Genomic DNA, 26,289 nt, shown 5'->3' with positions numbered 1-26,289 from the left:
GTGGATCAGTCAACATCAATGCTGAATGTCAGACCGCTATCGCAGGCAAGCCAGCTCCCACACTGACCGTATTCCAACAATAATTATTCGGTGTCGCTGAAGTCGTAGTGCAGTTCATTATCCCGACTACTGATCCGCACCCCCGCCAGTGCCTTGCCTTCCAACATGCGCGTGAGGAACTCGCGGCTCATGTCCGGCAGCAGGCTGTTGGTCAGGATGGTGTCGATCATGCGCCCGCCGCTTTCGGTCTCGGTGCAGCGCGAGACGATCAGGTCGACCACTGCGTCGTCATACTCGAACGCGACTTTGTGGGTGTTCTCCACACGCTTCTTGATGCGGTTCAGTTGCAGGCGCGTGATCGCTTTGAGCATCTCATCGCTCAGCGGGTAGTACGGGATGGTCACCAGGCGACCGAGCAAGGCCGGCGGGAAAATCTCCAGCAGTGGCTGGCGCAGGGCCTTGGCGATTTCCTCGGGCTCGGGGATGTTCGCCGGGTCTTTGCATACCTGGGATATCAGCTCTGTCCCGGCATTGGTGGTCAGCAGGATCAGGGTGTTCTTGAAGTCGATCACCCGGCCCTCGCCGTCCTCCATCACGCCCTTGTCGAACACCTGGAAGAAAATCTCGTGCACGTCCGGGTGAGCTTTCTCCACCTCATCGAGCAGCACCACGCTGTAGGGTTTGCGCCGTACCGCTTCGGTCAGCACACCGCCTTCGCCGTAGCCGATATAGCCCGGAGGTGCGCCCTTGAGCGTGGACACGGTGTGGGCTTCCTGGAACTCGCTCATGTTGATGGTGATGACGTTCTGCTCACCGCCATACATGGCTTCGGCCAGGGCCAGGGCGGTTTCGGTCTTGCCCACACCCGAGGTGCCGGCCAGCATGAACACGCCAATCGGCTTGCTCGGGTTGTCGAGGCCGGCGCGGGAGGTCTGGATGCGCTTGGCGATCATCTGCAGGGCATGGTCCTGGCCGATGATGCGTTTCTTCAGGTGCTGGTCGAGGTTGAGCACAGTTTCCAGCTCATTGCGCGCCATGCGGCCCACCGGGATGCCGGTCCAGTCGGCGACCACCGAGGCCACGGCCTGGTAATCCACGGTCGGCAGGATCAACGGGGTTTCGCCTTGCAGGGCGGTGAGGCGCTGTTGCAGGTCGACCAATTGCGCACGCAACTCATCGTTGCCGCTGTCCACCACACCGGCTTTCTCGCGCAAGGTTGCGCGGGTGGCGAGCAGTTCATCCACCAAGGCTTTCTCTTCAGCCCAGCGGCTTTCCAGCGTGGCCAGACGCTCACGCTCGGCGGTCAGCAGCGCTTCGCTATTGGTTTGACGCGCACCAATGGCAATGCCGATCGCATGCTCACGGGCGATGATTTGCAACTCGGTTTCCAGGGCCTCGATACGCCGACGGCTGTCGTCCACTTCTGCTGGTACCGCGTGCAAGCTGATAGCGACGCGGGCGCAGGCGGTGTCCAGCAGGCTTACGGATTTGTCCGGCAACTGGCGCGCCGGAATGTAGCGGTGGGAGAGCTTCACTGAGGCTTCCAGAGCTTCGTCGAGGATCTGCACCTGATGGTGTTTTTCCATGGTGGAAGCCACGCCGCGCATCATCAGCAGGGCCTTGTCTTCCGACGGTTCGGCAACCTGCACCACTTGGAAGCGGCGGGTCAGGGCCGGGTCTTTCTCGATGTGCTTTTTGTACTCGGCCCAGGTGGTGGCAGCCACGGTACGCAAGGTGCCACGGGCCAGGGCAGGCTTGAGCAGGTTGGCTGCGTCACCGGTGCCGGCAGCGCCACCGGCACCTACCAGGGTATGGGCTTCGTCGATAAACAGGATGATCGGCTTGGGTGAAGCCTGCACGTCTTCGATGACCTGGCGCAGGCGCTGTTCGAACTCGCCTTTCATGCTGGCGCCGGCTTGCAACAGGCCCACGTCGAGGCTGCGCAGCTCCACGTCCTTGAGCGCAGGCGGCACGTCACCGGCGACGATACGCAGGGCGAAACCTTCGACCACGGCGGTCTTGCCCACCCCGGCCTCACCAGTGAGGATCGGGTTGTTCTGGCGCCGACGCATGAGGATATCCACCAGTTGGCGAATCTCTTCGTCACGGCCCACGATGGGGTCGAGCTTGCCGCTGCGGGCCTGTTCGGTCAGGTCCACAGTGAAGCGCTTGAGCGCTTCCTGCTTGCCCATCGCGCTGGGCGCCATGGCACCGCTGGCCTCGCCAGGGACGCCGGCATTGAAGCCATCGCTGGCGCTCAAGGCATTTTCCGGCGAGTCACCGACGTATTCGTCAAAGCGCTCGCTCAAGGCCTCGGCCTTGATCTTGTCGAACTCGCCGGACAGGCCCAGCAGCGCATGGCGCAGGCTCGGTGTCTTCAAGATGCCCAGCACCAGATAACCGGTGCGCACCTGGCTTTCGCCAAACATCAGGCTGCCATACACCCAGCCGCGTTCTACGGCCTCTTCCACATGGGAGGACAGGTCGGTGATCGACGTGGAGCCGCGCGGCAGGCGGTCCAGGGCTTCGGTGAGGTCGCGGGCCAGGCGCGCCGGCTCCACGTTGAACTGGCGGATGATGCGGTGCAGGTCGGAGTCCTGCAGTTGCAACAACTGGTGAAACCAGTGGGCCAGTTCCACATACGGATTGCCCCGTAATTTGCAGAACACGGTGGCGGCTTCGATGGCTTTGTAGGCCACGCTGTTGAGTTTGCCGAACAGTGCGGCGCGACTGATTTCACCCATGCTCTGGATTCCTTGAGGTGGTGGCGTGGTCGGCGTAATGCCGGGCCAGGATTAGGTCGTTGGCGTCATGCGCAGGTTGGCCGAGCCAGGTGTTGAAGCCCAGGCGGAACTGGCCGTTGAGTTGCAGCGCCGGTACTTCGGGTTGTTGCAAAACCAGGTTCAAGTCCCAGTCCAATTCATGGCCCAGGTACTCGGCCACCCACGCCACCAGCTCGTTGAACGGCTGTTGGCCGGGCAGCATGCCCATGTAGTTATCCAGCGTGAGCGGGCCCAGGCGGATGCGGAATTTGTGCTGGCGGTCCCACACGTGGCTGCCCAGGCAGAAGTCCACGCCCAACTGGTTGGCGTTGACCCCCACGCGGCTGCGCTCGGGCAGTTCCAGCCATTGGCCGACGTATTCCTCGATCTCTACCGGCAGGCCGAAGTACTCGCCCAGGATCGCTTTCAAGCCATCCGGGTAGCGGGTTTGCGCCGACAGATGGCCGCTGTAATGCAGCTTCGCGGTATCGGGGATCAGCCCTTGATTGAGCAGGCTTGGCATCCCGCGGCCACTCAGGGCGGCGAGGCGGGCGGACCAGTAGTCATCGTCCGGGCGGTCATGGCTGACCGTTGGCCGCGCCTCGGCCCAGGCCCGATAGAACAGGGTCAGCAGGCGATGGTGGAATACATCCAGGAACTGCTTGCTGGTGCTGTCGGCGTTATTGCGTTGGCGCTCGCGTACGTACTCGGTGATGTGCAGCGGCAGCGGCCCGTTGGGGCCGCCGAGGCCGAAAAAGAACTGCTCCAACCGCGCCGGCTTGCCGTCGCCACCGGGGTCGACCGAGGCGAGGGTGGCGGGTGCGAAGGTGCAATCGGCCTGCTGCCCCAGGCGCAGCGGATCATCGGCCAGGCGCAGGGAATGGCCCAGGCGTGGCAGCTCGGGCGTTTCGCACTCGATGCGCCGCAATGCCTGGAAGAAGTCATATTCCCAGGGCTCCTGGTGCATCGCGTCCAGGGTTCTCACAGGGTCGGACGCCGTCCGGGCTTGGCTTTCCATCGCATGATCTCGCCGCGTTCGGTGGTACGGATCACCGTCTCGGTAAAGCTGTTGATCGACACGTAGCGTGCCAGGAAGCGCTCCAGCACTGCACCGAGCAGGAACACGCCGGTGCCGCGAAACGCGTTTTCGTCGAACTCCAGGGTGATTTCCAGGCCGCGGCCAAACACAATCGGGCCAGGCATCGGCAGGCGTCGGGTCACCGCCTTGCTGCTGACTTCGCGCAGGCCTTCGATCTGCAATTGCAGGGCGGCGTCATTGCTGTCGCCGTACAGGCGCAGCAATTCGCGCAAGGCGCCGGCGCCCTGGCCCTGTTCGCTCAAGGAGAGGTAGTTGAGCGACAACTGGCTGATCAGGCGCCAGGCCTTGGCGTCATGTGCGTGGCTGGCACGCGGGCGGCTTGGCCCGGCGACGCATCGCACGGCCAGTACCGGCGCGCTGTCGGCCAGGGTGAAGTCGGTCTTGCCGTTGCCCACGCTCATGAACAGCGGCAGGTCCCGGTTGGTGCACAGCGCCGTCACGCCCAGTTGGCGCAGGTCATGGCGATACGGCGCCTGGCGGCTGTCCACCAGGCTGACGAAGGTTTCACTGCCCACATAAGTGGAGCGTGGGCCATTGCGGCGTTGGTCGCTGGACAGCACCCGTGGCTCGCGGCGCACGCTGTAATAGGCCTGGTCGCGGCCATAGCGCGACGGATCGCGCACTGCGTAGAACGGCAAGAACGGCTGCTCCGGTCCGGTGCCATGGCCGGTAATGCCGCTCAAGGAGTGAATCTCGAAATCCATCGGCCGCGTACGGTCGGCGATCACATGGTGTTCATTGACCCGGTCGGACAAGTGGATGCGGTCCACGCGCTTGGGGAACAGGTTGATGGCGGGCGTGCAGAACGGCAAGAACTGCGCCGCGCCGACACTGCCTTCCAGGCTCGGTTCGTGGCGGTCGAACAACACGATCAGTTCCAGCTCCTGGCCGTCACACCGCTTGACCGCGCGTCTCAACTCGGCGAACTCAACGAACAGGAAGCGATGGGGCAGGGCGAAGTACTCCTGCAACAGGCGATAGCCCTGGAACGCCCGCGCCACCACCGGCATGGCCGCATCGGCATCATCGAACCCCCGCGAGCGCAACGCGCCCTGGGGCAGGCGCTCGACCCAATCGCCACCGGGCTGGCGCGCAAACACCGCGCAGGCATTGCCCAGCAGTTGTTCGTAGAGGCGAAACGGTTGTTCATCAGCGCCGCTCAGGTACAGCGGCAAGGTATCCAGGTCGAGGCTGTTGAACGGCAGCTCGGCACCGGTGCGCAGGGTCAGGCGCAGGCCGGCCTTGGCTTTCGGTTCGCTGGCGGCCAGGCGTCCGAGCACGGCGGCGGGGTTGCCGAAATATTCGGCGTTGCTGACCTGCAACGGCCACAGCGTCACCGGGTGCGCGGTGCGGTACTCGCAGCAGGTCTGGGTTTCACGGCCCAGGGCGGCACGCAGCACCGTGTCCCGGGGCAGCGGGAAACCGCCGGCCAGGGAGCCTTCATCGGGGTCGGTCTGCAATTGCACTACGGTCATCGACGGCGTCGGTGCCAAGTAGTGCGGGTAGGCGATTTCCAGCAAGTTGTGGGTGAAGGTCGGGTACTCGGCGTCGAGCTTGAGCTGCACGCGGGCCGTGAGATAGGCGAAGCCTTCAAGCAAACGTTCGACGTACGGGTCGGCGCAGTCCATGCCGGACAGGGTCAGCCGACTGGCGATCTTCGGGTATTCCTTGGCGAACTCGGCGGCGCTTTCGCGCACGTGGTGCAATTCCTGGTTGTACAGCTCCAGCAGGCGCGGGTTCATGGGCGTCTCCGCTGGTCGGCATTGAGCACGCGCACATGGCCGGACTCCAGGTCCACGTCGGTCTGCAACAGCAAACGCAACGGCACCGGCTGTGCCCACAGGTCGCCTTCAATCTCGAAACTCAGGGCGTTGTGATTCATCTCGCCATGGCCCATGCGCGCCTTGACCCGCAATGTGTGGCGCAAAATACGCGGCTCGAAAGTGGCGATGGCCTGGTAAATCAAGGCTTCTAGGGCTTTGATATCGACGCTCGACGCGCTGTTGCCCGCCAGTGCTGGCAGGCCGTAATTGACCACCGAAGTGCCGGCCGGGGTGTGCAGCGTGGCATCGGTATCGAGTAACGAGGTGGTGTTAAGCAACCACGCCAGGTCACGCAGCACCGAGGCCTTCAATTGGGTCAGGGACAGCACGCGTTTGTCGGCGCTTTCCTTGGGGTTGGTCGGGTCGTCGTCGGTCAACCGGTCCAGCAGGGACGGTTGCAGACGGTCGCGGGAAGCGATTTCAGTTACCACCAAAGCAGCTCCACGGACGGGTTGCGAGAGGGACACAATGGCCGTGGCACCGGGCCACGGCCACAAGGGCTATCAGCGTTTGGTGTTGGAGCGAATGTTCCAGCCAAACTTGATGGCGCCGCCGTCTTTGGTGCCGTCGGCTTTCTGCGGCTGGTAGTCGACCATCACTTGGGCGAAGTTCAGGGTGACGTTTTCGGTCAGGCGATCATCGCTGCCCGAACCGCCGGTGCTCAAGGAGGTGACCAGCACTTCTTCCAGGTTGATCACCATGTACTCGACCTGGCTCTCGCCACCGGCCTTGCGCACGGTCAGCTTGACCTTGTCGATGTGCTTGCCGCTGGCGCAGTGCATCATCAGGTTGGGCGAAGCCTTGTCGACGTACTTGGTCAGCGACAGGTCCTGGATATTCACCTTGCCCGCGCCACCGCCACCGCCGACGTGCATGTTGCCGGACTGGGACATGCCCCAGCTCCAGTTCAACACATCGATTTCGTCCTTGTGGGCCTTGTCCATGGACTCGCCCTTGATGTCGCCGATCTTGATGAAAATATCAACAGCCATGTTTTCTCCCTGTGTGGCCCATGCCACTTGATTGGGTGATCGTTCCCACGCTCTGCGTGGTAACGCATCCTGTGACGCTACGCGTCACCGGGACGCAGAGCGTCCCGGGCGGCATTCCCACGCGGAGCGTGGGAACGAGCTAGCTCAATCGTTACTTATGCGCTTTTTGCCGAAGGCAGTTTCGATACCAGGCGCAACGACACCGTCAGCCCTTCAAGCTGATAGTGCGGGCGCAGGTAGAACTTGGAGTTGTAATACCCCGGGTTGCCTTCGACTTCTTCCACGATCACTTCGGCCGCCGCCAACGGGTGCTGGGCCTTGGTGGTTTCGGTGGAGTGCGCCGGGTCGCCGTCGACGTAGTTGAGGATCCAGTCCTGCAACCAGCGCTGCATTTCGTCCTTCTCTTTGAAGGAGCCGACCTTGTCGCGCACGATGCACTTCAAGTAGTGGGCGAAACGGCAGGTGGCGAACAGGTACGGCAGGCGTGCGGCCAGGTTGGCGTTGGCGGTGGCGTCCGGGTCGTCGTATTCGGCAGGCTTTTGCAGCGACTGGGCGCCAATGAACGCGGCGAAGTCGGTGTTTTTCTTGTGCAGCAGCGGCATGAAACCGTTCTTCGCCAGTTCCGCTTCACGGCGGTCACTGATGGCGATTTCGGTCGGGCACTTCATGTCCACGCCACCGTCATCGGTAGGGAACGTGTGGGCCGGCAGGTTTTCCACTTCACCACCAGACTCGATACCGCGGATGCGCGAGCACCAGCCGTAGTGCTTGAACGAACGGTTGATGTTCACTGCCATGGCGTAGGCGGCGTTGGCCCAGGTGTACTTGGAGCTGTCGGCGCCGTCGGTGTTTTCTTCGAAGGCGAAGGCTTCTACCGGGTCGGTCTTGGCGCCGTACGGCAGGCGTGCCAGGAAGCGCGGCATGGTCAGGCCGATGTAGCGCGAGTCTTCCGATTCACGCAGCGAGCGCCAGCCGGCGTATTCCGGGGTGGTGAAGATCTTGGTCAGGTCGCGTGGGTTCGACAGTTCCTGCCACGAGCCCATGCCCATCACGGTCGGCGAGGCCGCAGCGATGAAAGGCGAGTGCATGGCGGCGCAGACTTTCGACAGCTCGCCCAGCAGTTCCACGTCGGGCGGCGACTGGTCGAAGTAGTAGTCACCCACCAGGCAGCCGTAAGGTTCGCCACCGAACTGGCCGTATTCTTCTTCGTACATCTTCTTGAAGATCGGGCTCTGGTCCCACGCGGTGCCCTTGAATTTCTTCAGGGTCTTGTGCAGGTCTGGCTTGGAGATGTTGAGCACGCGAATCTTCAGTTGCTCATCGCTCTCGGTGTTATTGACCAGGTAATGCAAGCCACGCCAGGCGCTTTCCAGTTGTTGGAAATCCTGGTGGTGGATGATCTGGTTGACCTGGGCGGTGAGCTTGGCGTCGATGGCGGCGATGATCGATTCGATCGACTTGATCGCGTCGTTGGACACCAGGTCGGTTTGCGCCAGGGCCTGTTCAGCCAGGGTGCGCACCGCGGTTTCAACGGCTTCGCGGGCACGCTCGGTCTTGGGTTTGAATTCTTGCAGCAGCAGGTTCGCGAACTCGCTGGCTTCTTCGGTGGTACCCAGGATCTGGCTGCCTTCGCGGGCGGTGTTGTCCGTCATGATTACTGCTCCCCTGCAGGCTTGGGCGCGCTGGCAAGTGCCTGAAGCAATGCCGGGTCCTTGATCGCCTTCATGATGATTTCTTCAGCGCCAGTCTTGCCGTCCATGTAGGTCAGCAGGTTGGCCAATTGGGTGCGGGCTTCGAGCAGCTGATTCAGGGAGTCGACCTTGCGGGCCACGGCGGCCGGGCTGAAGTCGTCCATGCTTTCGAAGGTGATGTCCAGGCTCAGGTTGCCTTCGCCTGTCAGCTCATTGGGTACGTGGAACGCGACGCGTGGCTGCATGGCCTTGAGGCGTGAGTCGAAGTTGTCGACGTCCACCTCAAGGAACTTGCGGTCGGCCACGGGTGCCAGCGGCTCGGCAGGCTTGCCGGCGAGGTCGGCCATCACGCCCATCACGAAGGGCAGCTGGACCTTTTTCTCGGCGCCGTAAAGCTCGACGTCGTACTCGATCTGCACTCGAGGCGCACGGTTGCGCGCGATGAATTTCTGAGAACTTTGCTTCGCCACGTTGCTGCTCCTGGTCGCTTGAGCGACGGTGTTGTTACTGCACGGTCCGGCGGCTTACTCGCTGTCGGGGCCGCGCAGGTTTTCAAATTGGGACATGCCATCGGGAATCAGATTGCGCACGATGGCCGCAAAGTCGGCATGTACCAGATTCTTGGCTCGGTTCAACAATACCGGCAGCGGGCTCGAAGGCTCGTGGCGGGTGTAGTACGCAAGGATCTTGTCGAGGCTGCGCAGCACATCGTCGCGGGTGGCGATGTCGCCCGTCGGGCGAGGAGCTGCGGGCGCGGCGGCGTCGACCGAGGGGGCATTGTCTTCACTGACGGCCTCGGGATCGCTGCTGCTGTCGGTGCCTGGCACCGCTTGGTTGAGTAGTTGCAGGGCCTGTTTGAGCGGCTGCTTCAAGGCGCTGAGGTCCACGCCCTGGGCGGAACCGACTTGGTCATTGACCTGTTGCTCAATGGCCTCGCACGCCGCACGCGCCGCGCTCAAGGCGTCACGGGTGGCTTGCAGTTGTTCGGGGTCGCTGTCCAGGAACGCGGCGTTGAGTTGCTGGTTGCCCAACTGCTCATCGGCGAAACTCTGCAGGCCGCTGGCGTTGAGCGCTGCGCGCAGGGTCACGGGCCCGAAGGTGCGCGAGCGCGTCAGGATGCTTTCGCGCAGCAGACGAATATTGGTCTCGCAGGTCAGGCCGGTAAGGGCGTTGATGCGCACGGTGGGGTCGTTGTCATCGTCGGCATCCAGGCGCGGGTGCAGCTCGGCCCAGTATTGGCGCAGCAAGGCGTCGATCAGCGTGAGGACTTCGGCCAGCCCGGCCACACCTTGGAGGGCGAGGGTGCTTTGCAGCAGAAAGTGGGTGATGCGCAGGTCTTTGCTGCGCTGCAACAGGTCGAGGCTTTGCTGCTGGATGCTGCGCCACTCGGGCGGCTCAGCGGGCAGGATCGAGTCGCCCATGCTGCGTTCGGGTTGGCCCTTGGCATCACGTTCCAATTGCAGAAATTGCGCGTCATATTCCATGTCCTCGCCACAGGGCGACGTCGCGGAAACGGCGGTGAGCAGCAACGGCACATCCACTGAATTCGATCTCCTTATCGGCCCGCTGGATGGCGGGCAACGCATGCATTAGTTGCGTAATGAACTTTGCATGTTTTCTTGGTCATATACTCAGCGTGCCACTACTGCGCCATCACTGATGTTCAAGAAGTTGTGCATTTTTGGTGTAGTACTTATGGCTTGTCAAGGTAAGCTATTCGCCCTCTGTGACAGATGTGCGGTGTTTAACAACCTGCGCGACTGGCGAGTCGAAAGGCGCGCCCAGAGCGGATTTTTGTCATGGAAGCCAGTTAAGATCAGCGATCATGCTGGTAAAAGCAGATTTTGGCGGTCGTTTGTACGACAGGACGGGACTCTCCAGGGCGGTGCTGCCTCCTGGGTAGACTGCGCGCGATGTATCAGCAAGGAGGCAAGATGTCGCTGTGTTTGACTATCACTAGTTATCACAAGATCACACCTGGGCAATGCCCCGAAAAGTCCATGGATCAGGGCGTGATGGCTATTGGCCGCAGTTCTGACAATGACTGGGTATTGCCCGACCCTGAGCGTCTCGTCTCTTCGCAACATTGCGTTATTCAATACAAAGATGGCCGTTATTATTTGACCGATAACAGCACCAATGGTGTGGAGTTGGTCAAGGCGGGTATTCGTATGCGTCGGGGTAACAGCGAGCCGTTGCAAGACGGTGAATTGATCCGCATCGGCGATTACGAAATCCAGGCGCGTATCGACTTCAACGTGCAGGCCATCGACAGCCAGCCATTTGCCGGCGACTCACCCAATAGCTTTGAAGCGCTGATGGGCGCCGTGGCGAGCCAACCTGCGCCCACGCCGATGATCGCGCCGCAGTTCCAGGGCGCCTCGGCCATGGAAACTTTGCCAGACCTGTTCGACTTCCTCAGCCCCACCGCCGTGCCGCCGCCCACCGTGGCGGACCATGTGCCGTCCGAGCAACACGATTTTCGCCCCCCGGCCCCAGTGGCCGTACCGGCGCCCGAAAAGCCATTGGTGCAAGGCTCGGTGATTCCCGAAGACTGGGACCTGTTCGGCGACGCGCCCGCGCCCGTGGTCAATGCTGCGCCCGCCCCAGACCCGATCATCCCGCCGCCACCTGTGGTCGAGCCTGTTGCGCTCCCCGTGGCCAATGCCGAGCCACAACCGGACCTCCTGCAAGCCTTTCTGCGCGGTGCGGGCCTGGACCAGTTGCGCCTGGACAAAGCCGACGCTTGCGCGCAGATGGAAAGCATCGGCCGCAGCTACCGGCTGATGGTCGAGGGCCTGATCGACGTACTGCGCGCCCGTGCCAGCCTCAAGGGCGAGTTTCGCATGCAGCAGACGATGATCCGCCCCGCCGAAAACAACCCGTTGAAATTCGCCCCGAATGCCGATGAAGCGTTACTGCTGTTGCTGCGTCATGGCAACCAGGCGTTTATGGCGCCGGACCTCGCCGTACGTGACAGTTTCGACGACCTGCGCGCCCACCAGTTGGCCGTGATGGCTGGCGTGGAAGCGGCGATCAAACACCTGCTCACGCGCTTTGAACCGGCGCAATTGGAGGAGCGCATGGGCAAACCCGGCGGCCTCTCGAGTCTGTTCAACGGTTCGCGCCAGGCCCAGTACTGGCAGCAGTTCACCGAGCTCTACAGCAACATTTCCCGCGAGGCCCAGGACGATTTCCAGGACCTGTTCGGTCGCGAATTCAGCCGGGCCTACGAAGAACACAGTGCACGACAGCGACGCTGAAAACGCCTCGCACCAATGGATAAAACGGATAGCTAAATACGTCATTGAGGACGCAGGATGATTCCCAGGTTTTTACTCGCAGCCGCCACCGCGCTGCTGCTGACGGCGTGTGCCAACGACACTGCCAAACCCCAGGCGGCTGCCGAGGCCGAAGCTGACACGGCCGCCGTTGAGCTGCATTTTCATGCGATTGCCGGGCTTAACCCCGGTGCCAACGGCCAGGCCGCGCCGGTGCGGGTGCGCATTTTCGAATTGAAAAACGCCGCGACCTTTTCACGCTCCGATTACTTCGCCCTGGCGGACCGTGCGCAATCGACCCTCGGCCTCGACCTGCTGGACCAGGACGAAGTGATGGTGCAGCCCGGCCAACAACTGAGCCTGCAGCGCGATCTCGACCCGTCCACGCGCCAGATCGGCTTGCTGGTGGGCTACCGCGAGTTGGACCGTGCGCAATGGCGCACGGTCATCAACGTGCCGCCGCGCCAATACAGCGAATACCAGATCAGCCTCGACGTGCATGCCGTGCGCGCCGACGTCGTGGCTTCCCCATCCAGCCCAGCCCAATAACAAGCAATCGGAGCCCCCATGTCCTGGAACAATCGCGTGGTCTGGTCGGAAGGCATGTTCATCGGAACGCAGCACTTCCAGCAGCATGACCGTTACCTGGAAAACCTGATCGATGCCCGCAGCCGTCCGTTGTCAGCGGGTGCCTGGGGGTTCTCCGAACTGCTGATCGACCAGGGCCTGCTGGCCCAGGGCAAGCTGGCGATTGTGTCGGCCCGCGGCCTGCTGCCCGATGGCACGCCGTTCAATATTCCCCAGGACGACCTGGCGCCGAGCCCGTTGAACATCGACGACAACCTGCGCGACGGCCTGGTGTACCTGGCCCTGCCGCTCAAGCGCGCCGGCGCCCGTGACACGGTGGACGAGGGTGAAGCCCTGGAAGCGGCGCGCTACGTGAGCCAGGTGCGTGAAGTGCGCGACGACAACGCCCCGTTCGAAAACCGTGCACCGGTGGCGGTGGGGTCGCGGGCATTGCGCCTGCTGACGGCGCAGGACGGCATCAGCGACTACGCCGCCATCGGCCTGGTACGCATCAAGGAAAAGCGTGCCGACCGTGCGTTGGTGCTCGATGACACTTACATCCCGCCCGTGCTGGACGTGGCCGCAAGCAAGCCGCTGACTGCCTTTCGCAGCGAACTGCTGGGCCTGTTGCACCAGCGTGGCGAAGCCCTGGCCGGCCGCGTGGTGGCCTCGGGTGCCGGGGGTGCCTCTGAGATCGCCGACTTCATGCTGTTGCAACTGGTCAACCGCGCCCAGCCGCTGATCCAGCACTTCAGCCAGTTGAGCCCGTTGCACCCGGAGCGCTTCTTCAGCGAACTGGTCAGCCTGGCCGGTGAGTTTTCCACCTTCTCAACCTCCAGCCGCCGTCCACACGAATACCCGCAGTACCAGCACGACGACCTGGCCCTGAGCTTCATGCCGGTGATGGCGGCCCTGCGTGAAGCGCTGTCGATGCTCATCGACAGCAAGGCCACGCCGATCCCCATTGTGGAGAAAGCCTACGGCATCCATGTGGCGATGTTGGCCGACAAGACCCTGCTCGACAACGCCAGTTTCATCCTCGTGGTACGCGCCGATGTGCCCGGCGAAACCCTGCGTGCGCGTTTCGGCCAGCAGAGCAAGGTCGGCTCGGTGGAGCACATCCGCGACATGGTCAACCTGCAACTTCCGGGCATCGGCCTGCTGCCGTTGCCGGTGGCGCCACGCCAGTTGCCTTATCACGCTGGCAGCACCTACTACGAGCTGGACCGTGGCAGCGAGCACTGGCAGCAGCTGAATAATTCCGGCGGTTTCGCCTTCCATATCGCCGGGCAGTTCCCGGGCTTGAACCTGGCCTTCTGGGCGATCCGAGGATAATTGGCGATGCATCCCAATGATGATGACCGCACCCAGTTCATGCCGCGCCCGGGTGGCCGAGAGCCTGCACCCGCGCGTGCCGAACCTGCGCCGCTGTCGATGCCGGCTGCGCCGATCCTCACCGGCAAGAGCCAGGGCCTCAACCCGCTCGAAAGTGCCGCCGGCCCGTTGCTGGCGTTGTTGACGCGGTTGCGCAACACCATTGCCCATCCCGCGCCGGCCAGCCTGCGTGCGCAGTTGCTGGCGTACCTGCGCCAGTTCGAAGAACGCGCCGAAGCCGCCGGTGTGGCACGCAATGAAGTGCTGTTGGCCCGTTACGCGCTGTGCACTGCCTTGGATGAAGCGGTGCTGAGCACGCCGTGGGGCAGCACCAGTGACTGGGGTAAGCAGAGCCTGCTGATCACCGTGCACAACGAAGCCTGGGGTGGCGAAAAGGTTTTCCAGTTGCTTGACCACTGTCTGCAAAGCCCACGGGAACGCCTGTACCTGCTGGAGCTGTTGTACCTGTGCATGTGCCTGGGTTTTGAAGGGCGTTACCGCGTGATGACCGACGGGCGCAGCCAGTTGGAAGCCTTGCGTGAACGCACCGCCGCAGCGATACGCAGCGCCCGTGGCGAGCACGAGCGTGAGCTGTCGCCGCACTGGCGCGGTGTAACCGTGGCCCGTGATCGCCTGGCGCAATTCATGCCGCCATGGATTGCCGTGGCGATTGGCTTGGCGCTGCTGTTGGCGTTGCTGTTCGGCCTGCGCCTGAAGCTGGCCTCGGACGCCGAGCCGGTGTTCAAGAATATTCATGCCCTGGGCGAGATCCCGGTGCAGGCCATCGACCGTCCGGTGGCGCAGCCCAAAGTGATTGAGCGCCCGCGCCTGGCCGGGTTCCTGGCCGACGACATCAAGGCCGGCCGCGTGGCGGTGGAAGACAAGGTCGACCGCTCTGTCGTGACCATTCGTGGCGATGAGCTGTTCGCCTCGGCCAGCTCCAGCATCGTCGATGACTACCAGCCGCTGATGCTGCGCATCGCTGACGCCATTCGCAAGGTCAAGGGCCAGGTGCGTGTCACCGGGCACAGCGACAACCGCCCGATTGCCACGTTGCGTTTCCCGTCCAACTGGGCGTTGTCCGAAGCCCGGGCCAAGTCGGTGCTGGCGATTCTCGCGGCCAAGACCGGCCAGGCCGAACGCTTCAGCGCCGAAGGCCGCAGCGACACCGAGCCGTTGGCCACAAACAGTACTGCCGAAGGCCGTGCCCGCAATCGTCGGGTTGAAATCACCGTATTGGCGGAGGGCGTCGAGTGAAGGCGTTTTTCAGTTTCATGATTCGCTGGGTGATCCCCGTGCTGGGCCTGATTGCCCTGAGCCTGATCATCTGGTTTGTTGGCCCGCTGCTGGACGTGCTGGTGCCCGAAGGGCGCCGTTGGGCGCTGATCGTGCTGGTGTTTGCGCTGTGGGTGGCCTACCGCGTGTTCCGCATCATCCAGGCCCGTCGCCAGGCCGCCGAAGTGATGCGCAGCCTGGCCGCAGAAACCCCGGTCGACCCCAACAGCGTTGCGACCGCCGAAGAGCTGTCCACGCTGCGCCAGCGCATGGACGAAGCCCTGGCACTGCTGAAAAAGGCCAAGCTGGGCGGCGATGAGCGCCGCAACCTCTACGAGTTGCCGTGGTATGTGATCATCGGCCCGCCGGGCTCGGGCAAGACGACCGCGCTGGTCAATTCCGGGCTGCATTTCCCACTGGCGGCGCAATTGGGCGCCGGTGCGGTGCGGGGCGTGGGGGGGACGCGCAACTGCGACTGGTGGTTTACCGACCAGGCCGTATTGCTCGACACCGCTGGCCGCTATACCACCCAGGACAGCAACTCCACGGTGGACAAAGCCGCCTGGCTGGGCTTTCTCGACTTGCTGAAAAAGCAGCGTGCGCGCCGGCCTATCGACGGTGCCTTTATCGCCATCAGCCTCTCGGATCTGCTGCTGGGCACCGACGCCGAGCGCGCAGCCCATGCTGCCGCGATTCGCCTGCGCATCCAGGAGCTGTATACGCAACTGGGCGTGCGTTTCCCCATCTACCTGATGCTCACCAAGCTCGACCTGGTGCCGGGCTTCATGGAGTTCTTCGACAACCTGAGCAAGGAAGAGCGCGCCCAGGTGTGGGGCATGACCTTTGCCCTGGACGACGGCAAAAACAGCGACAGCCCGCTGGCGCACCTGCAAAGCGAATTCGCCGGCCTGGAGCAGCGCCTCAACGAACGCCTGGTCGAGCGCTTGCAACAGGAACGCGACCCGGCACGACGCGACCTGATCTACGGCTTCCCGCAGCAGTTCGGCGCGTTGAAAGATTGCCTGCAAAACTTCCTCGAAGGCGTGTTCAAACCCAACGCCTTTGAAGAGCGCGTGTTGCTGCGTGGCGTGTACTTCACCAGCGGCACCCAGGAAGGCAGCCCGATTGACCGCCTGATCGGTGCCATGGCCCAGAGCATGAACCTGGACCGCCAGCACCTGGCGCGCCAGAGCGGCACTGGGCGCAGTTACTTCATCGAAAAACTCTTCACCGCCGTGGCCTTTGCCGAGCGCGGCCTGGTGGGGGTGAACCCGAAAGTCGAGCGGCGCCGCAAGTGGATCGCCCGTGGCGTACTGGCGGCCACCGTCACGCTGGTGGTGGTGGTCAGCAGCCTGTGGTGGGTGAGCTATCGCGCCAACCAGGCGTATATCGCCCAGGTCGATCAGAAGGTCGCGCCCCTGGGCCAGACCGTCCAGAACCTGAGCCCGGCACAGCGGGAAGTGCTCGCCGTGCTGCCGTTGCTCAACGCCGTGAAGAACCTGGCGGGGGATTCACCGAGCTGGTCCGAAGGGCTGGGGCTGTACCAGGGCGATATGCTCGAAGCCGAGTCCGCCAGCGTGTACCGCAAACTGTTGATCGCCGTGTTCGCGCCACGCCTGGTGACGCGTATCGAAGAGCAACTGCACGGCGGCGGTAACTCGGACTTTCTCTACGAGGGCCTCAAGGCTTACCTGATGCTCGCCGACACCGAGCATTACGACCCGGACTTCATCAAGGCCTGGATCGCCCTGGACTGGGACCGCAACCTGCCCCGCGACCTGCCGGCCGACCAGCGTCAGGCCCTGGCCGGGCACTTGCAGGCGCTGTTCGAACGCCACCCGCCGAGCGCACGCCTGGACCCACGGCTGATCGACGATTTGCGTCGGCAGTTGCAGCAATTGCCGGTAGCCCAGCGCGTGTACGACCGCGTCAAGCGCCAGAAACTGCCCGAAGGTATCCCGGACTTTCGCCTCAACGAAGCCGCCGGTCGCGATGCCGCGCTAGTGTTCAGCCGCAAGAGCGGCAAGCCGTTGGGTGAGCCGTTGAGTGGTTTCTTTACCGCCAAAGGCTATCGCCAGGCGTTCTTGCTCAGCAGCTTGAACCAGACCGGCACCCTGGCCGAAGAGCAATGGGTGCTGGGCCATGAACAGGCCGACCAGCAGAACGTGGTGAGCCTGGCCGCCGACGTGCGCCGTTTGTACTTCCAGGATTACCAGCGCCAGTGGGACGCGTTGCTCGCCGACATCGACTTTGTGCCGATCACCAGCGTGGCACAGGCCGCCGATGTGCTGCGGGTGATTTCCGGTCCCACCTCGCCGCTGAAAAAGCTGCTGGTGGCGGTTGCCAGGGAAACCGACCTGCAAGCCGAAGAACGCCAACTGGCCGCCAAAGGCGTGCCGGTGGAAGGCGGCGTGGACAAGCTCAAGGAGCGCCTCGGCAGTTTGCTGGGCGAGGCGCAACCGACGGCGAATGCACCGGCACCGGCGGATGATCCGGTGACCGCGCACTTTGCCGAACTCAACAGCATCGTCAGCAAAAACGAAGGTGAACCGGCGGCCATCGACGGCCTGCTGTCGGACATGAATGCACTGTATGTGCAGGTCAGTGCCATGGTCGGTGCCAGCGGCGATGCCTTGCTCGGTGAGGCCAAGAACCAGGCGGCGGCTGCGGCCACGCGGGTCAGCCTGAACGCCGAGCGTCAGCCGCCGCTGGTGCAGGGCATGGTCAAGTCGGTGGTCAATTCCACCACCAACAGCATGATGGGCGGGGTGCGTAACCAGCTGAACGCGGCCTGGGTCAGTGAGGTGGTCAACGTGTATCGCCAGTCGTTGGCCGGGCGTTACCCGATGTCGCCGGGCAGTGCGCGGGACGCCACCCTGGATGACTTCGGCCAGTTCTTCGGCGTGGGCGGGGTGATGGACAACTACTTCCGCAAATACCTGCAGCCCTATGTGGACACATCGGCACAGACCTGGCGCTGGCAACCTGGGGCGGCGCAGAAGCTGGGGATTGCTCCTGGCGTGCTGCAAACCTTCCAGCGTGCGGCGTCGATTCGGGACGCGTTCTTCCGCTCCGGTGGCACCCAACCCATCGTGCGTTTCGAACTCAAGCCGGTGTCGATGGACCCTACCATCACTCAGTTTCTGCTTGACCTGGACGGCCAGCAATTGAGCTACGACCACGGCCCGAGCCGGCCGGTGGCGATGCAATGGCCGAACCCGGGCAGCATTGGCGTGGTGCGTATTTCCATCATGCCCCCGTCGGCCAGTGGTCGCTCCGGCATCACTCTGGACGGCCCGTGGGCCTGGTTCCGTCTGCTGGAGCAATCAGACCTCACCGCAGGCAACTCGCCGGATCGTTTCAACCTGCGCCTGCGAGTCGATGGCGCGAGCATCGCCTACGAGTTGCGCGCCAACAGTGCCTTCAACCCGTTCAAGAGCCGCGTGCTCAGTGGCTTCAGCCTGCCGGAGCGGCTATGACGGCCCTGGGTTTCTACGGCAAGTTGGCCAGCCGCGGGGACTTCGTCAGCCGCGCCTTGCCGCAGAGCTTTATCGGCCCGTGGGACAGCTGGCTGGCGGCGGGTTTGCTCGCCAGCCAGAACAGCCTCGGCGCTGACTGGCTGAATACGTACCTGGTCAGCCCGTTGTGGCGCTTTGTGCTGGCGCCGGGCGTGTGCGGGCCGGACGCGGCGGCGGGCGTGGTGATGCCGAGCATTGACCGGGTCGGGCGTTACTTTCCGCTGGCGGTGGTGACCTTGCTGGATCACGACACCAACCCGGCGTCGCTGGTGGGCGGTTCGGACGCCTGGTTCGAGCAGGCTGAAACCTTGTTGCTCAGCACCCTCGACAGCGGCGCGACCTTCGAAAGCTTCAACGCCGGGCTCGACGAGTTGGGTGTGCCGGCCAGCGAGCCGCGGGCGGTGGACAGCCGTTTCGCCGGCCTGCAAAGGGTGGCAGCCACCGTGCCGCACCAGCGTATGACCGCACTGGCCGAACAGGCGTGCGAGGGCGCAAGCCTGTGGTGGGGGCGAGGCTCGCAGCGTATCTCCCCCGGTTTATTACGGTGCCAGGGCCTGCCTGCCGCCAGCGATTTTGCGCAGTTTTTGCTCGGACAAGAAGGTGTGGTGTAGATGGGCGTGACGTACGAATCCGCGAGCAAAAGCCATGTGGGCATGGTTCGCCAAGTCAACGAAGATGCCTTTCTGGATCTGCCGGAAAACCGCCTGTGGGTGGTGGCCGATGGCATGGGCGGGCACGCGGCGGGCGACTATGTCAGCAGCTTGATCGTCGACAGCCTGCGCCATGTGCCGCTGGGCCGCTCTCTGGATGAATACTCGGCGGCGCTGCGCAATGACCTGCTGCGCATCAACGCGGCCGTGCGCGAAGAAACCGCCAACCGTGGCGTGACCATGATGGGCAGCACCGTGGTGGTGTTTGCCGCGCGCGGCTTGCGCGGGGTGTGCCTGTGGGCCGGCGACAGCCGCCTGTACCGCTTGCGCGACGGCGTGCTGGAAAGCATTTCCCGCGACCACAGCTACGTGCAAGACCTGCAAGACAGCGGCCTGCTCAGCGAAGCCGACGCCCGCACCCACCCGCGCTCCAATATCGTCACCCGCGCCATTGGCGTTGAGGCCCAGTTGGAAGTCGCCTCGGTGGACCTGTTGATCGCTCCCGGCGACAGCTATTTGCTGTGCAGCGATGGCCTCAACAAAACCGTCGAAGACCACGAAATCCGCGAGGTGCTCAGCCATGACGCACCGGATGAAATCGTGCGCAGCCTGGTGCACTTGGGCCTAAATCGCGGCGCACCGGACAACATCACCACCCTCGTCGTGAAGGTCTCGTCATGAACATCGTCATCCCGGGTTATGACATCGAAGGCGAGATTGGCGAAGGCGCCATGGCCAGCGTGTACCTGGCGACCCAGCGCTCGTTGGAGCGCAAGGTGGCGTTGAAGGTGATGGCGGCGGCGCTGGCGGCCGACCCGAGTTTCTGCGAACGCTTCCTGCGCGAGGGCAAGACCCAGGCGCGCTTGTCGCACCCGCACACGGTGACCATCCATGACATCGGCAACGTCGGTGAGCTGTATTACATGGCCATGGAATACCTGCCCAACGGCACGCTCAAGGAGCGCATCGCTGCTGGGCTGACCCCGGAGCAGGGCGTGACGCTGATCCGCCAGATTGCCTCGGCCCTGGGCTATGCCCATGCCCAAGGGCTGGTGCACCGCGACGTCAAGCCGGCGAACATTCTGTTTCGCGCCGATGGCACGGCAGTGTTGTCGGACTTCGGGATTGCCAAGTCGCTGGACGATCGCACCCAGTTCACCCAGGCCGGGTTTGCCGTGGGCACGCCGAGCTACATGAGCCCGGAGCAGGCGCGGGGCCAGGAGATCGATGGCCGCGCCGACCTCTACGCGCTGGGCGTGGTGCTGTATGAAATCCTCGTCGGCAAGCTGCCTTATAACGGCACCGATGCGCTTTCCACGGCGCTGGCGCACCTGACCGAACCCTTGCCGGAATTGCCTGTGCACCATGGGCGCTATCAGGGCGTGCTGCGCAAGTTGTTGGCCAAGGACCCGGCGGAACGTTATCCGGATGCGGCAGCGTTGTTGTTGGCGCTGGATCAACTGCCGGCTGATGAATCGGATGCCACGCTGGTGCGGCCGCTGCCGATTCCATTGAGCTTTGATCTGGCGGGCATGACCCCTGTCACCATCGACATTCCGACGGATAAACCGCAGCCGCAGCCAATAGTGCGTCAACCGGTGGTGACGCCGACGCAGCACAATGCCCCGTCCGAGCAGCGCCGTGGGCCGGTATTGGCTTTGGCCGCCGTGGCAGTCGCCGTCGCGTTGGCCATTGGTGGCGCCAGCTACTGGTGGTTGAGCGGCGGCGATGAACCGGCCAAGCCGCCAGCCGCCGTGGTGCCCAAGGTGACGCCGCCCGTGGCTGTCGCTGAAGTGGATGGCGGTCAGCGCCCGTTGCTGATGGCAGGCAAGAAAACCTTGTTCCAGCGTGTACTCAGCAAACCCGGCGCCCAGCTTTCAGCGGACGCCGGGAGTACGCCGGGTAAAGCGCTGCCGGCGTTTTCCGTGCTCTACGTGTACCAGCGCAAAGAGGTCGATGGCAGCCAGTGGGTACGCGTCGGCGCGGCCACTGATGGTCGCAGCGACGGTTGGCTGCCAGCCTCCCAGGTCAGCGACTGGAAACAAAGCCTGGTGCTCAAGTTCACCGAGCGCTCCGGCCGGGCTCCCGTGATGTTCCTGCGCCAGCCCGGTGAGGTGGAAAAACTGCTGGCGGACCCTGCCGCAGCGAAAAGCGCCTTGGCCAAGGCGCAGAACAACCGTGAAGACAACCAGCAAGTCCTGGCCCTGGAACCCACCGCCAGCGCGGTGCCGCAGAACCAGTTCTACCTGTTGCCGATCTTCGATTCCAAGGAGAGCTTCGACGACAACGGCCAGCCGGTGCAGTTGCTCAACGTGGCCTCCATCGACCCAGGCAGCCGCGCCGCTGCCAGACCCGCCAGCCCGACGCTCAGCGCCAATGCCGACGCGTTCCGCACGGCGGTGGTGCTGGTGGTGGACACCACCGTGTCGATGCAGCCCTACATCGACCAGATTCGCGACGTGGTGCACGAGCTGCAAACCCGCATTGCCGAGCGTGGCGAGTTGGACAGCGTCAGCTTCGGCATGGTCGGCTTTCGCAGCAGCATCCAGAAAACCCCGGGCCTTGAGTATGTCGCCAAGACCCTGATCAGCCTCGACCAAGGCCGCGACCCGCAGCGCTTTCTGGATATGGCGCGCCAGGTCAAAGCGTCGACGGTGTCCAGCCACTCGTTCAACGAAGATGCGTTTGCCGGGGTGATGCAGGCAGTGGACGGCATGGATTGGTCCGGCTACGGCGGGCGCATCATCCTGCTGGTCTCCGATGCCGGCGCGCTGCGCAAGAACGACCCGTTCGCCGCCACCCAGATGAACGAAGCGGAAGTGCGCCAGGCGGCGCTGGGCAAGCAGATCAAGATCTACGCGCTGCACCTGCGCACCGATGCCGGCAAGAAAACCCATGCCGGCGCCGAGAGCCAGTATCGCGTCCTCACCGCCGACGCCAACCCGCAGATCGGCGACCTGTACACGCCGGTGCCAGGGGGCGATGTGCGCAAGCTGGGTGAGCGCGTCGATGAGATCGGCACGGTGTTCGCCAACCTGGTGCATCAGGTGCGCAGCAACACGCCGCAGCCCGTGCCGTTGCTCAATGCCGCGCCGAGCCTGGCGGACAAGTCCGCCGCCGTCGGCTATGCCATGCACATGGACTTTCTCGGGCGCAAGACCGCGAGCCAGGCACCGCAATTGGTCAGCGCCTGGACCGCTGATCGTGACCTGACCAACCCGGCGCTGCCAGCGTTCCAGGTGTGCGTGATGTTGACCAAGCTGCAACTCAACGACCTGCAACAATCGTTGAAGTTGATCGTGGATGCGGCGCGCAAGACCCAAAGCTCGCCCAAGGATTTCTTCCAGGAAATCGCCAGCGCCTCGGCCTATATGAGCCGCGACCCGCAGGCCCTGCGCAAGGGCGGCAACCTGGCTGACGGCGGCCTGCTCGGTGAATACCTGGAGGGCCTGCCGTACCGCAGCAAGTCGCTGAACATGACCCAGGACCTGTGGTTGTCATTGAGCGTGGCCGAGCAGGAAGACTTTATCGACGAGCTGGATTCGAAAATCCGTCTGTATGAAACCTTCCATAACGACGTGGCTAACTGGGTCCGTTTCGGCGATGCCGAACCGGGCGATGCGTTGTATCGCGTGCCGCTGTCGACGCTGCCGTAATGTTGAACCTGAGCGCGGTGCACAAGAGCCGGGGCGTCGGTAGCCAGCGCTACAGCCTGGTGATCCCTGCGTTGCAGCTGGGCGCGGGTGAACAACTGGCAATTGTCGGCCCCAGTGGTTGCGGCAAGAGCACCTTGCTCGACCTGCTGGCGCTGGTGTTGGCGCCGGATCAGGTGGGGCAGTTTGCATTCAACCAACACGACGTCGGCGCGCTGTGGCGTGCCGACCGGCAATCGGCGCTGGCCGCGTTACGCAGCCAGCACTTGGGCTATGTGCCGCAGACCGGGGGGTTGCTGGGGTTTCTGGACGTGCGCGGCAATATCGCGCTGTCGCGCCAACTGCTGGGCTTGCAGGACGACGGCCGCGTGGCGCGCCTGGCTGAGCAGTTGCAGATCAGCGATCAGTTGGCCAAGCGCCCGGCGGCGTTGTCGGTGGGCCAACGCCAGCGGGTCAGCTGTGCGCGGGCTCTGGCCCATGGGCCGCAACTGGTGCTGGCTGATGAGCCGACGGCGTCCCTGGACCCGCTCAACGCCGAACGCGTGATGCAGGCGCTGCTGGCCCAGGCCCGCGAACACCGTACGGCCTGTGTGATCGCCACCCATGATGAACCGCTGGCCCGCGCCAGTGGCTTGCAGGTGCGGCGTATCAGTTGCCAGCGCGATCCAGACGGCGGTATCACCGCAACCCTCGGGGAGGCGTGCTGATGCGCATCGGCCTGGTTGCTTCGCTTGCGTGGCAGGACTACCGCAACGATGGGTGGTTGTCGGCCTGTTCGGTGTTGGCATTGGTGGCGGTTATCGCGCCATTGCTGGTGTTATTCGGGCTGAAATTTGGACTGGTTAGCAGTTTGACCGAACGCTTGGAGACCGACCCCGCCAGCCGTGAAATCATCCCATTGGGCGGTGGTCGATTCAGCGCGGCGTTTATCGCGCAACTGGGTGAGCGCAGCGAGGTGGCGTTTGCTGTGCCGCGCACACGGCAAATTGCCGCCACGGCGCAGGTGGGCACCCTGACCCTGGAAATGCTGCCGACTGCCGCAGGCGACCCGTTGTTGGCAGGCTTGCCGATGCCCCACGGCCTGGACCAGATCGTGCTCAGCCATACCGCCGCCGAAAAGCTCGCGGCAAGGCCCGGTGACTGGCTGGAAACCAGCTTTGCGCGGCAAGTGGCGGGGCGCGTCGAGGCCCAGCGCACGCGGTTGCAGGTGCTGGCGGTGTTGCCGCTGGAGGCCTTCGTTCGCGAGGGCCTGTTTGCCGATCTGGCGTTGTTGGAGGCAGCGGAAGATTATCGCGATGGCCGTGCGGTGCCGGCGTTGGGTTGGGCCGGTGAAGCGGCGAGCGTGAGCGAACAGCGTATCTACCCGGCGTTTCGCCTGTACGCGCGCAGCCTCAGTGATGTGGAACCGTTGCGGGTGTATTTCGCCGGGCAGAACCTGTTGGTTTCAACCCAGGCGCACACCATCGCTCAAGTGCAATCGTTGAGCCGCAACCTGTCGATTGTGTTCTGGATCATCGCCGGGTTGGCGTTGGCCGGGGCGTTTGCGGCGATTTTCGCGGGCACCCTGGCGGCGGTAGCGCGTAAGCACCGTGAACTCTCGGTGTTGCGCCTGCTGGGGTTTTCCACCGCCGCCTTGTTGCTGTTTGTGCTGCTGCAAGCGCTATACAGCGCGGGTTTTGCCGCTGTGCTCAGCGTTGGGCTGTATGGCCTGGCTGAGGCGGCGTTGAACAAGCTTTTTGTGCAGGTGCCGGGCGAGTACGCCAGCCACCTGTTGGCGCGCCATTATGGCCTGGCCCTGGTGGCGGTGCTCGGTGTCAGTGCCGTGGCGGCCGCCTGTGGTGGTTGGCGGGTGGCACGTATCCAGGCTTCTGAAGGAATCAGAGATGTATAAATTACTGGGCGCCTGCGTGGCGCTGAGCCTGGCCTCGCTGGCCTGGGCCGATGAGGCAAGTGACAAGCTCGACAACCCCAAGCCGTTGCCGGACGACGTGAGCCTGCCGCTGCCCTGCGAAGGTAACATGGTATTCCGCTACGCCTACATTCTGGCCCAGGGCACCCTGGATGACCGTGAAATCAACCTGGGCTACCCCTTTGCCGAAGGCGAGGCGGGTTATCAGCAGTCGTTTATTTCCGGCTACCGGCGCGACTTCATCAACGGCCAGTTCACCCTCAAGGACTTGCCCAAGGACTGGAGCAAGGTCATCGCGCCGCAGATGCCGAAGACCGACGCCAAGACCCCGCTCAAGCCCATGCTGTACTTTATCGGCAAATACGAAGTGACTGCTCGCCAGTACGCCCAGGTGATGGCCCAGGCGCAATCCCTGGCCAGCGGAGAACCGGCTCCCGCATGTGAGGCGCCCAGCGGCATGGCCGGGCGTTTGCCCAAGGTGAAACTGTCGCGCTTTGAAGCCGAGCGTTTCTCGGCGGTGTACAGCGCCTGGCTGATGAAATACCACCGCGAACTGCTGCCGGTAAGCGGGCGCGGTGCGTCGGCCGAAGACGGCGGCCTGGGTTTTGTGCGCCTGCCCACCGAAGTGGAGTGGGAGTACGCCGCACGCGGCGGCCAGGCGGTGAGCCGCCAGGACCTCGAAGGCCGTCTGTATCCACGGCGCGCCGAGGGCAGTGAAAGCGATGGTCCGCTGGCCGATTACGCGGTGTTCAACCAAGTGGCCGGCGGCACCGGCCAGGCGGCGCGGTTGATGCCCATCGGTACCAAGTTGCCCAACCCCATTGGCATGTTCGACGTGATCGGCAACGCCGCGGAAATGGTCCAGGAATCCTTCCAACTGGTACACGCTGGCCGCCGCCAGGGCACCTACGGCGGCTTTGTGGTCAAGGGCGGCAACTACCTGGAAGGCGAGGGCACGTTGTTCACCGGCATGCGCCGCGAATACCCGCTGTTTGCCGCTGATGGCACCGAGCAAAGCAACCAGACCACCGGCTTTCGCGTGGCGATTGGCGCGTTGTCGGCGCCGCGCTCGCGCTACAAGGAATTGTTTGCCCAATGGCAGAAGGAAGGCCGTCTGGCCGCGCTGACCGATGCCATCGACGACGCCCAGGACCCGACCAAGCGCCTGGACAGCATCATCGCCGCCAGTGTCGATCCCAAGCTTCAAGCCGAGCTGGGCCTGGTCAACGAAGAGCTCAAGCGCAACGTGTCGCTGATCGCCCAGCAACGCGAAGAAGCCGCGGGCAATTTGATCCAGTCGGCGGCGTTGGTGGCCGAGACCATCAGCAACTACAACATCCGCCTGGCCAACCTGCAGAAGAGTCGCCAGCAGGCGGTGGACAGCAAGGACGAGGCCAGCGCGCAGCTGTTTGACATGGCCATTACCAATGGACGCAGCGCGTTGGACGGCGCGGTGGCGATTTACATCGACAACCTGGCCACCGGCACGCGCTACACCGATGCGGTGATCCAGGCGCAGTTTCAACGGATCAAGGAAGAGTTGGATCGCAAGCCAGTGCTCGGCAAGAGCCTGGTGACGCGCGCGACACTGTTCGTTCGCCATGTCGGCAACTACCGCAAGCAACAGCGGGCCGACCCGGCAACGATCTTGAAGGAATTGCTCGCAGCGAGCGGTCAGCGGTCTTGATCGTTGGC

19 protein-coding genes are annotated in these 26,289 nt (G+C 63.7%); 11 read left to right on the top strand and 8 right to left on the bottom strand.

All coding sequences use genetic code 11. From position 1 onward, the window contains the following. Positions 1-83: 83 nt before the first annotated feature. The 8 genes from tssH to tssA form a co-directional block, all read right to left on the bottom strand. Positions 84-2,744 carry a type VI secretion system ATPase TssH gene (gene tssH / locus BT199_RS18715; protein ID WP_019818130.1) on the bottom strand — a complete coding sequence of 887 codons (2,661 nt, stop codon included), beginning with the start codon at positions 2,742-2,744 and terminating at the stop codon, positions 84-86. After that, positions 2,737-3,780 (bottom strand): type VI secretion system baseplate subunit TssG, encoded by a 1,044-nt coding sequence (gene tssG, locus BT199_RS18710; RefSeq protein ID WP_072435255.1) that lies wholly within the window; start codon positions 3,778-3,780, stop codon positions 2,737-2,739. Before tssG ends, tssH begins: the two co-directional genes overlap by 8 nt. Next, the gene (gene tssF, locus BT199_RS18705; RefSeq protein WP_020302842.1) at positions 3,744-5,603 is read right to left on the bottom strand and encodes a type VI secretion system baseplate subunit TssF; all 1,860 of its coding nucleotides are present in this window, start codon (positions 5,601-5,603) and stop codon (positions 3,744-3,746) included. Before tssF ends, tssG begins: the two co-directional genes overlap by 37 nt. Next, positions 5,600-6,115, bottom strand: a complete 516-nt coding sequence (tssE, locus tag BT199_RS18700) for a type VI secretion system baseplate subunit TssE (protein ID WP_003195563.1) — start codon at positions 6,113-6,115, stop codon at positions 5,600-5,602. Before tssE ends, tssF begins: the two co-directional genes overlap by 4 nt. A gap of 72 nt (positions 6,116-6,187) precedes the next feature. After that, complete coding sequence (locus BT199_RS18695; protein ID WP_003195562.1) at positions 6,188-6,676, bottom strand: Hcp family type VI secretion system effector; 489 nt, start codon at positions 6,674-6,676, stop codon at positions 6,188-6,190. 155 nt (positions 6,677-6,831) lie between these two features. Further along, positions 6,832-8,328: a type VI secretion system contractile sheath large subunit gene (gene tssC / locus BT199_RS18690; protein ID WP_003195559.1), complete on the bottom strand. Its 1,497-nt coding sequence runs from the start codon at positions 8,326-8,328 to the stop codon at positions 6,832-6,834. 2 nt (positions 8,329-8,330) lie between these two features. Further along, entirely contained in the window at positions 8,331-8,837 is a 507-nt protein-coding gene (gene tssB, locus BT199_RS18685; protein ID WP_003195557.1) for a type VI secretion system contractile sheath small subunit, read from the bottom strand. A gap of 54 nt (positions 8,838-8,891) precedes the next feature. Beyond that, a complete protein-coding gene (gene tssA, locus BT199_RS18680) occupies positions 8,892-9,908 on the bottom strand; it encodes a type VI secretion system protein TssA (protein WP_072435254.1) in 1,017 nt (338 codons plus the stop codon). Positions 9,909-10,301: 393 nt separating this feature from the next. Between tssA and tagH the strand changes: the two genes are divergently transcribed. From tagH to BT199_RS18625, 11 genes are read left to right on the top strand one after another with little or no spacing between them, the layout of a single operon-like run. After that, positions 10,302-11,630, top strand: coding sequence for a type VI secretion system-associated FHA domain protein TagH (gene tagH, locus BT199_RS18675; RefSeq protein WP_014720498.1), 1,329 nt, complete (start codon positions 10,302-10,304; stop codon positions 11,628-11,630). Between the two features lie 57 nt (positions 11,631-11,687). Beyond that, on the top strand, positions 11,688-12,197 hold the full coding sequence (gene tssJ, locus BT199_RS18670) for a type VI secretion system lipoprotein TssJ (RefSeq protein WP_019818127.1): 510 nt from the start codon (positions 11,688-11,690) through the stop codon (positions 12,195-12,197). Between the two features lie 18 nt (positions 12,198-12,215). Further along, positions 12,216-13,550 (top strand): type VI secretion system baseplate subunit TssK, encoded by a 1,335-nt coding sequence (gene tssK / locus BT199_RS18665; RefSeq protein ID WP_019818126.1) that lies wholly within the window; start codon positions 12,216-12,218, stop codon positions 13,548-13,550. 6 nt (positions 13,551-13,556) lie between these two features. After that, on the top strand, positions 13,557-14,846 hold the full coding sequence (locus BT199_RS18660; protein WP_014720496.1) for a DotU family type VI secretion system protein: 1,290 nt from the start codon (positions 13,557-13,559) through the stop codon (positions 14,844-14,846). Further along, positions 14,843-18,343, top strand: coding sequence for a type VI secretion system membrane subunit TssM (gene tssM / locus BT199_RS18655; RefSeq protein ID WP_072435253.1), 3,501 nt, complete (start codon positions 14,843-14,845; stop codon positions 18,341-18,343). The genes BT199_RS18660 and tssM overlap by 4 nt, the downstream gene beginning before the upstream one ends. Next, positions 18,340-18,993 carry a type VI secretion system-associated protein TagF gene (tagF, locus tag BT199_RS18650; protein ID WP_072435252.1) on the top strand — a complete coding sequence of 218 codons (654 nt, stop codon included), beginning with the start codon at positions 18,340-18,342 and terminating at the stop codon, positions 18,991-18,993. The genes tssM and tagF overlap by 4 nt, the downstream gene beginning before the upstream one ends. Then, a complete protein-coding gene (locus BT199_RS18645; RefSeq protein ID WP_072435251.1) occupies positions 18,994-19,713 on the top strand; it encodes a PP2C family protein-serine/threonine phosphatase in 720 nt (239 codons plus the stop codon). Beyond that, the gene (locus BT199_RS18640; RefSeq protein ID WP_072435250.1) at positions 19,710-22,688 is read left to right on the top strand and encodes a serine/threonine-protein kinase; all 2,979 of its coding nucleotides are present in this window, start codon (positions 19,710-19,712) and stop codon (positions 22,686-22,688) included. The genes BT199_RS18645 and BT199_RS18640 overlap by 4 nt, the downstream gene beginning before the upstream one ends. Then, positions 22,688-23,392: an ABC transporter ATP-binding protein gene (locus tag BT199_RS18635; RefSeq protein ID WP_014720492.1), complete on the top strand. Its 705-nt coding sequence runs from the start codon at positions 22,688-22,690 to the stop codon at positions 23,390-23,392. The genes BT199_RS18640 and BT199_RS18635 overlap by 1 nt, the downstream gene beginning before the upstream one ends. Continuing rightward, positions 23,392-24,576, top strand: coding sequence for an FtsX-like permease family protein (locus BT199_RS18630; protein ID WP_019818122.1), 1,185 nt, complete (start codon positions 23,392-23,394; stop codon positions 24,574-24,576). Before BT199_RS18635 ends, BT199_RS18630 begins: the two co-directional genes overlap by 1 nt. After that, positions 24,569-26,281, top strand: coding sequence for a formylglycine-generating enzyme family protein (locus tag BT199_RS18625; protein ID WP_072435249.1), 1,713 nt, complete (start codon positions 24,569-24,571; stop codon positions 26,279-26,281). The genes BT199_RS18630 and BT199_RS18625 overlap by 8 nt, the downstream gene beginning before the upstream one ends. The last annotated feature ends 8 nt before the right edge of the window (positions 26,282-26,289 follow it).

Source organism: Pseudomonas sp. NFR02 (genome assembly GCF_900119375.1).
Classification (GTDB): Bacteria; Pseudomonadota; Gammaproteobacteria; order Pseudomonadales; family Pseudomonadaceae; genus Aquipseudomonas; species Aquipseudomonas paracarnis.
The sequence above is the reverse complement of the archived record's forward strand: the minus strand, read 5'-3'. Positions and strand labels throughout refer to the sequence as shown.

Bases quoted from the DNA above. Each gene is read 5' to 3' on its own strand.
- BT199_RS18635 (WP_014720492.1), top strand. From the start codon at position 22,688: ATGTTGAACCTGAGCGCGGTGCACAAGAGCCGGGGCGTCGGTAGCCAG.
- BT199_RS18640 (WP_072435250.1), top strand. From the start codon at position 19,710: ATGAACATCGTCATCCCGGGTTATGACATCGAAGGCGAGATTGGCGAA.
- tagF (WP_072435252.1), top strand. From the start codon at position 18,340: ATGACGGCCCTGGGTTTCTACGGCAAGTTGGCCAGCCGCGGGGACTTC.
- BT199_RS18625 (WP_072435249.1), top strand. From the start codon at position 24,569: ATGTATAAATTACTGGGCGCCTGCGTGGCGCTGAGCCTGGCCTCGCTG.
- BT199_RS18645 (WP_072435251.1), top strand. From the start codon at position 18,994: ATGGGCGTGACGTACGAATCCGCGAGCAAAAGCCATGTGGGCATGGTT.
- tssK (WP_019818126.1), top strand. From the start codon at position 12,216: ATGTCCTGGAACAATCGCGTGGTCTGGTCGGAAGGCATGTTCATCGGA.
- BT199_RS18660 (WP_014720496.1), top strand. From the start codon at position 13,557: ATGCATCCCAATGATGATGACCGCACCCAGTTCATGCCGCGCCCGGGT.
- BT199_RS18630 (WP_019818122.1), top strand. From the start codon at position 23,392: ATGCGCATCGGCCTGGTTGCTTCGCTTGCGTGGCAGGACTACCGCAAC.
- tssH (WP_019818130.1), bottom strand. From the start codon at position 2,744: ATGGGTGAAATCAGTCGCGCCGCACTGTTCGGCAAACTCAACAGCGTG.
- tssF (WP_020302842.1), bottom strand. From the start codon at position 5,603: ATGAACCCGCGCCTGCTGGAGCTGTACAACCAGGAATTGCACCACGTG.
- tssC (WP_003195559.1), bottom strand. From the start codon at position 8,328: ATGACGGACAACACCGCCCGCGAAGGCAGCCAGATCCTGGGTACCACC.
- tssJ (WP_019818127.1), top strand. From the start codon at position 11,688: ATGATTCCCAGGTTTTTACTCGCAGCCGCCACCGCGCTGCTGCTGACG.
- BT199_RS18695 (WP_003195562.1), bottom strand. From the start codon at position 6,676: ATGGCTGTTGATATTTTCATCAAGATCGGCGACATCAAGGGCGAGTCC.
- tagH (WP_014720498.1), top strand. From the start codon at position 10,302: ATGTCGCTGTGTTTGACTATCACTAGTTATCACAAGATCACACCTGGG.
- tssG (WP_072435255.1), bottom strand. From the start codon at position 3,780: ATGGAAAGCCAAGCCCGGACGGCGTCCGACCCTGTGAGAACCCTGGAC.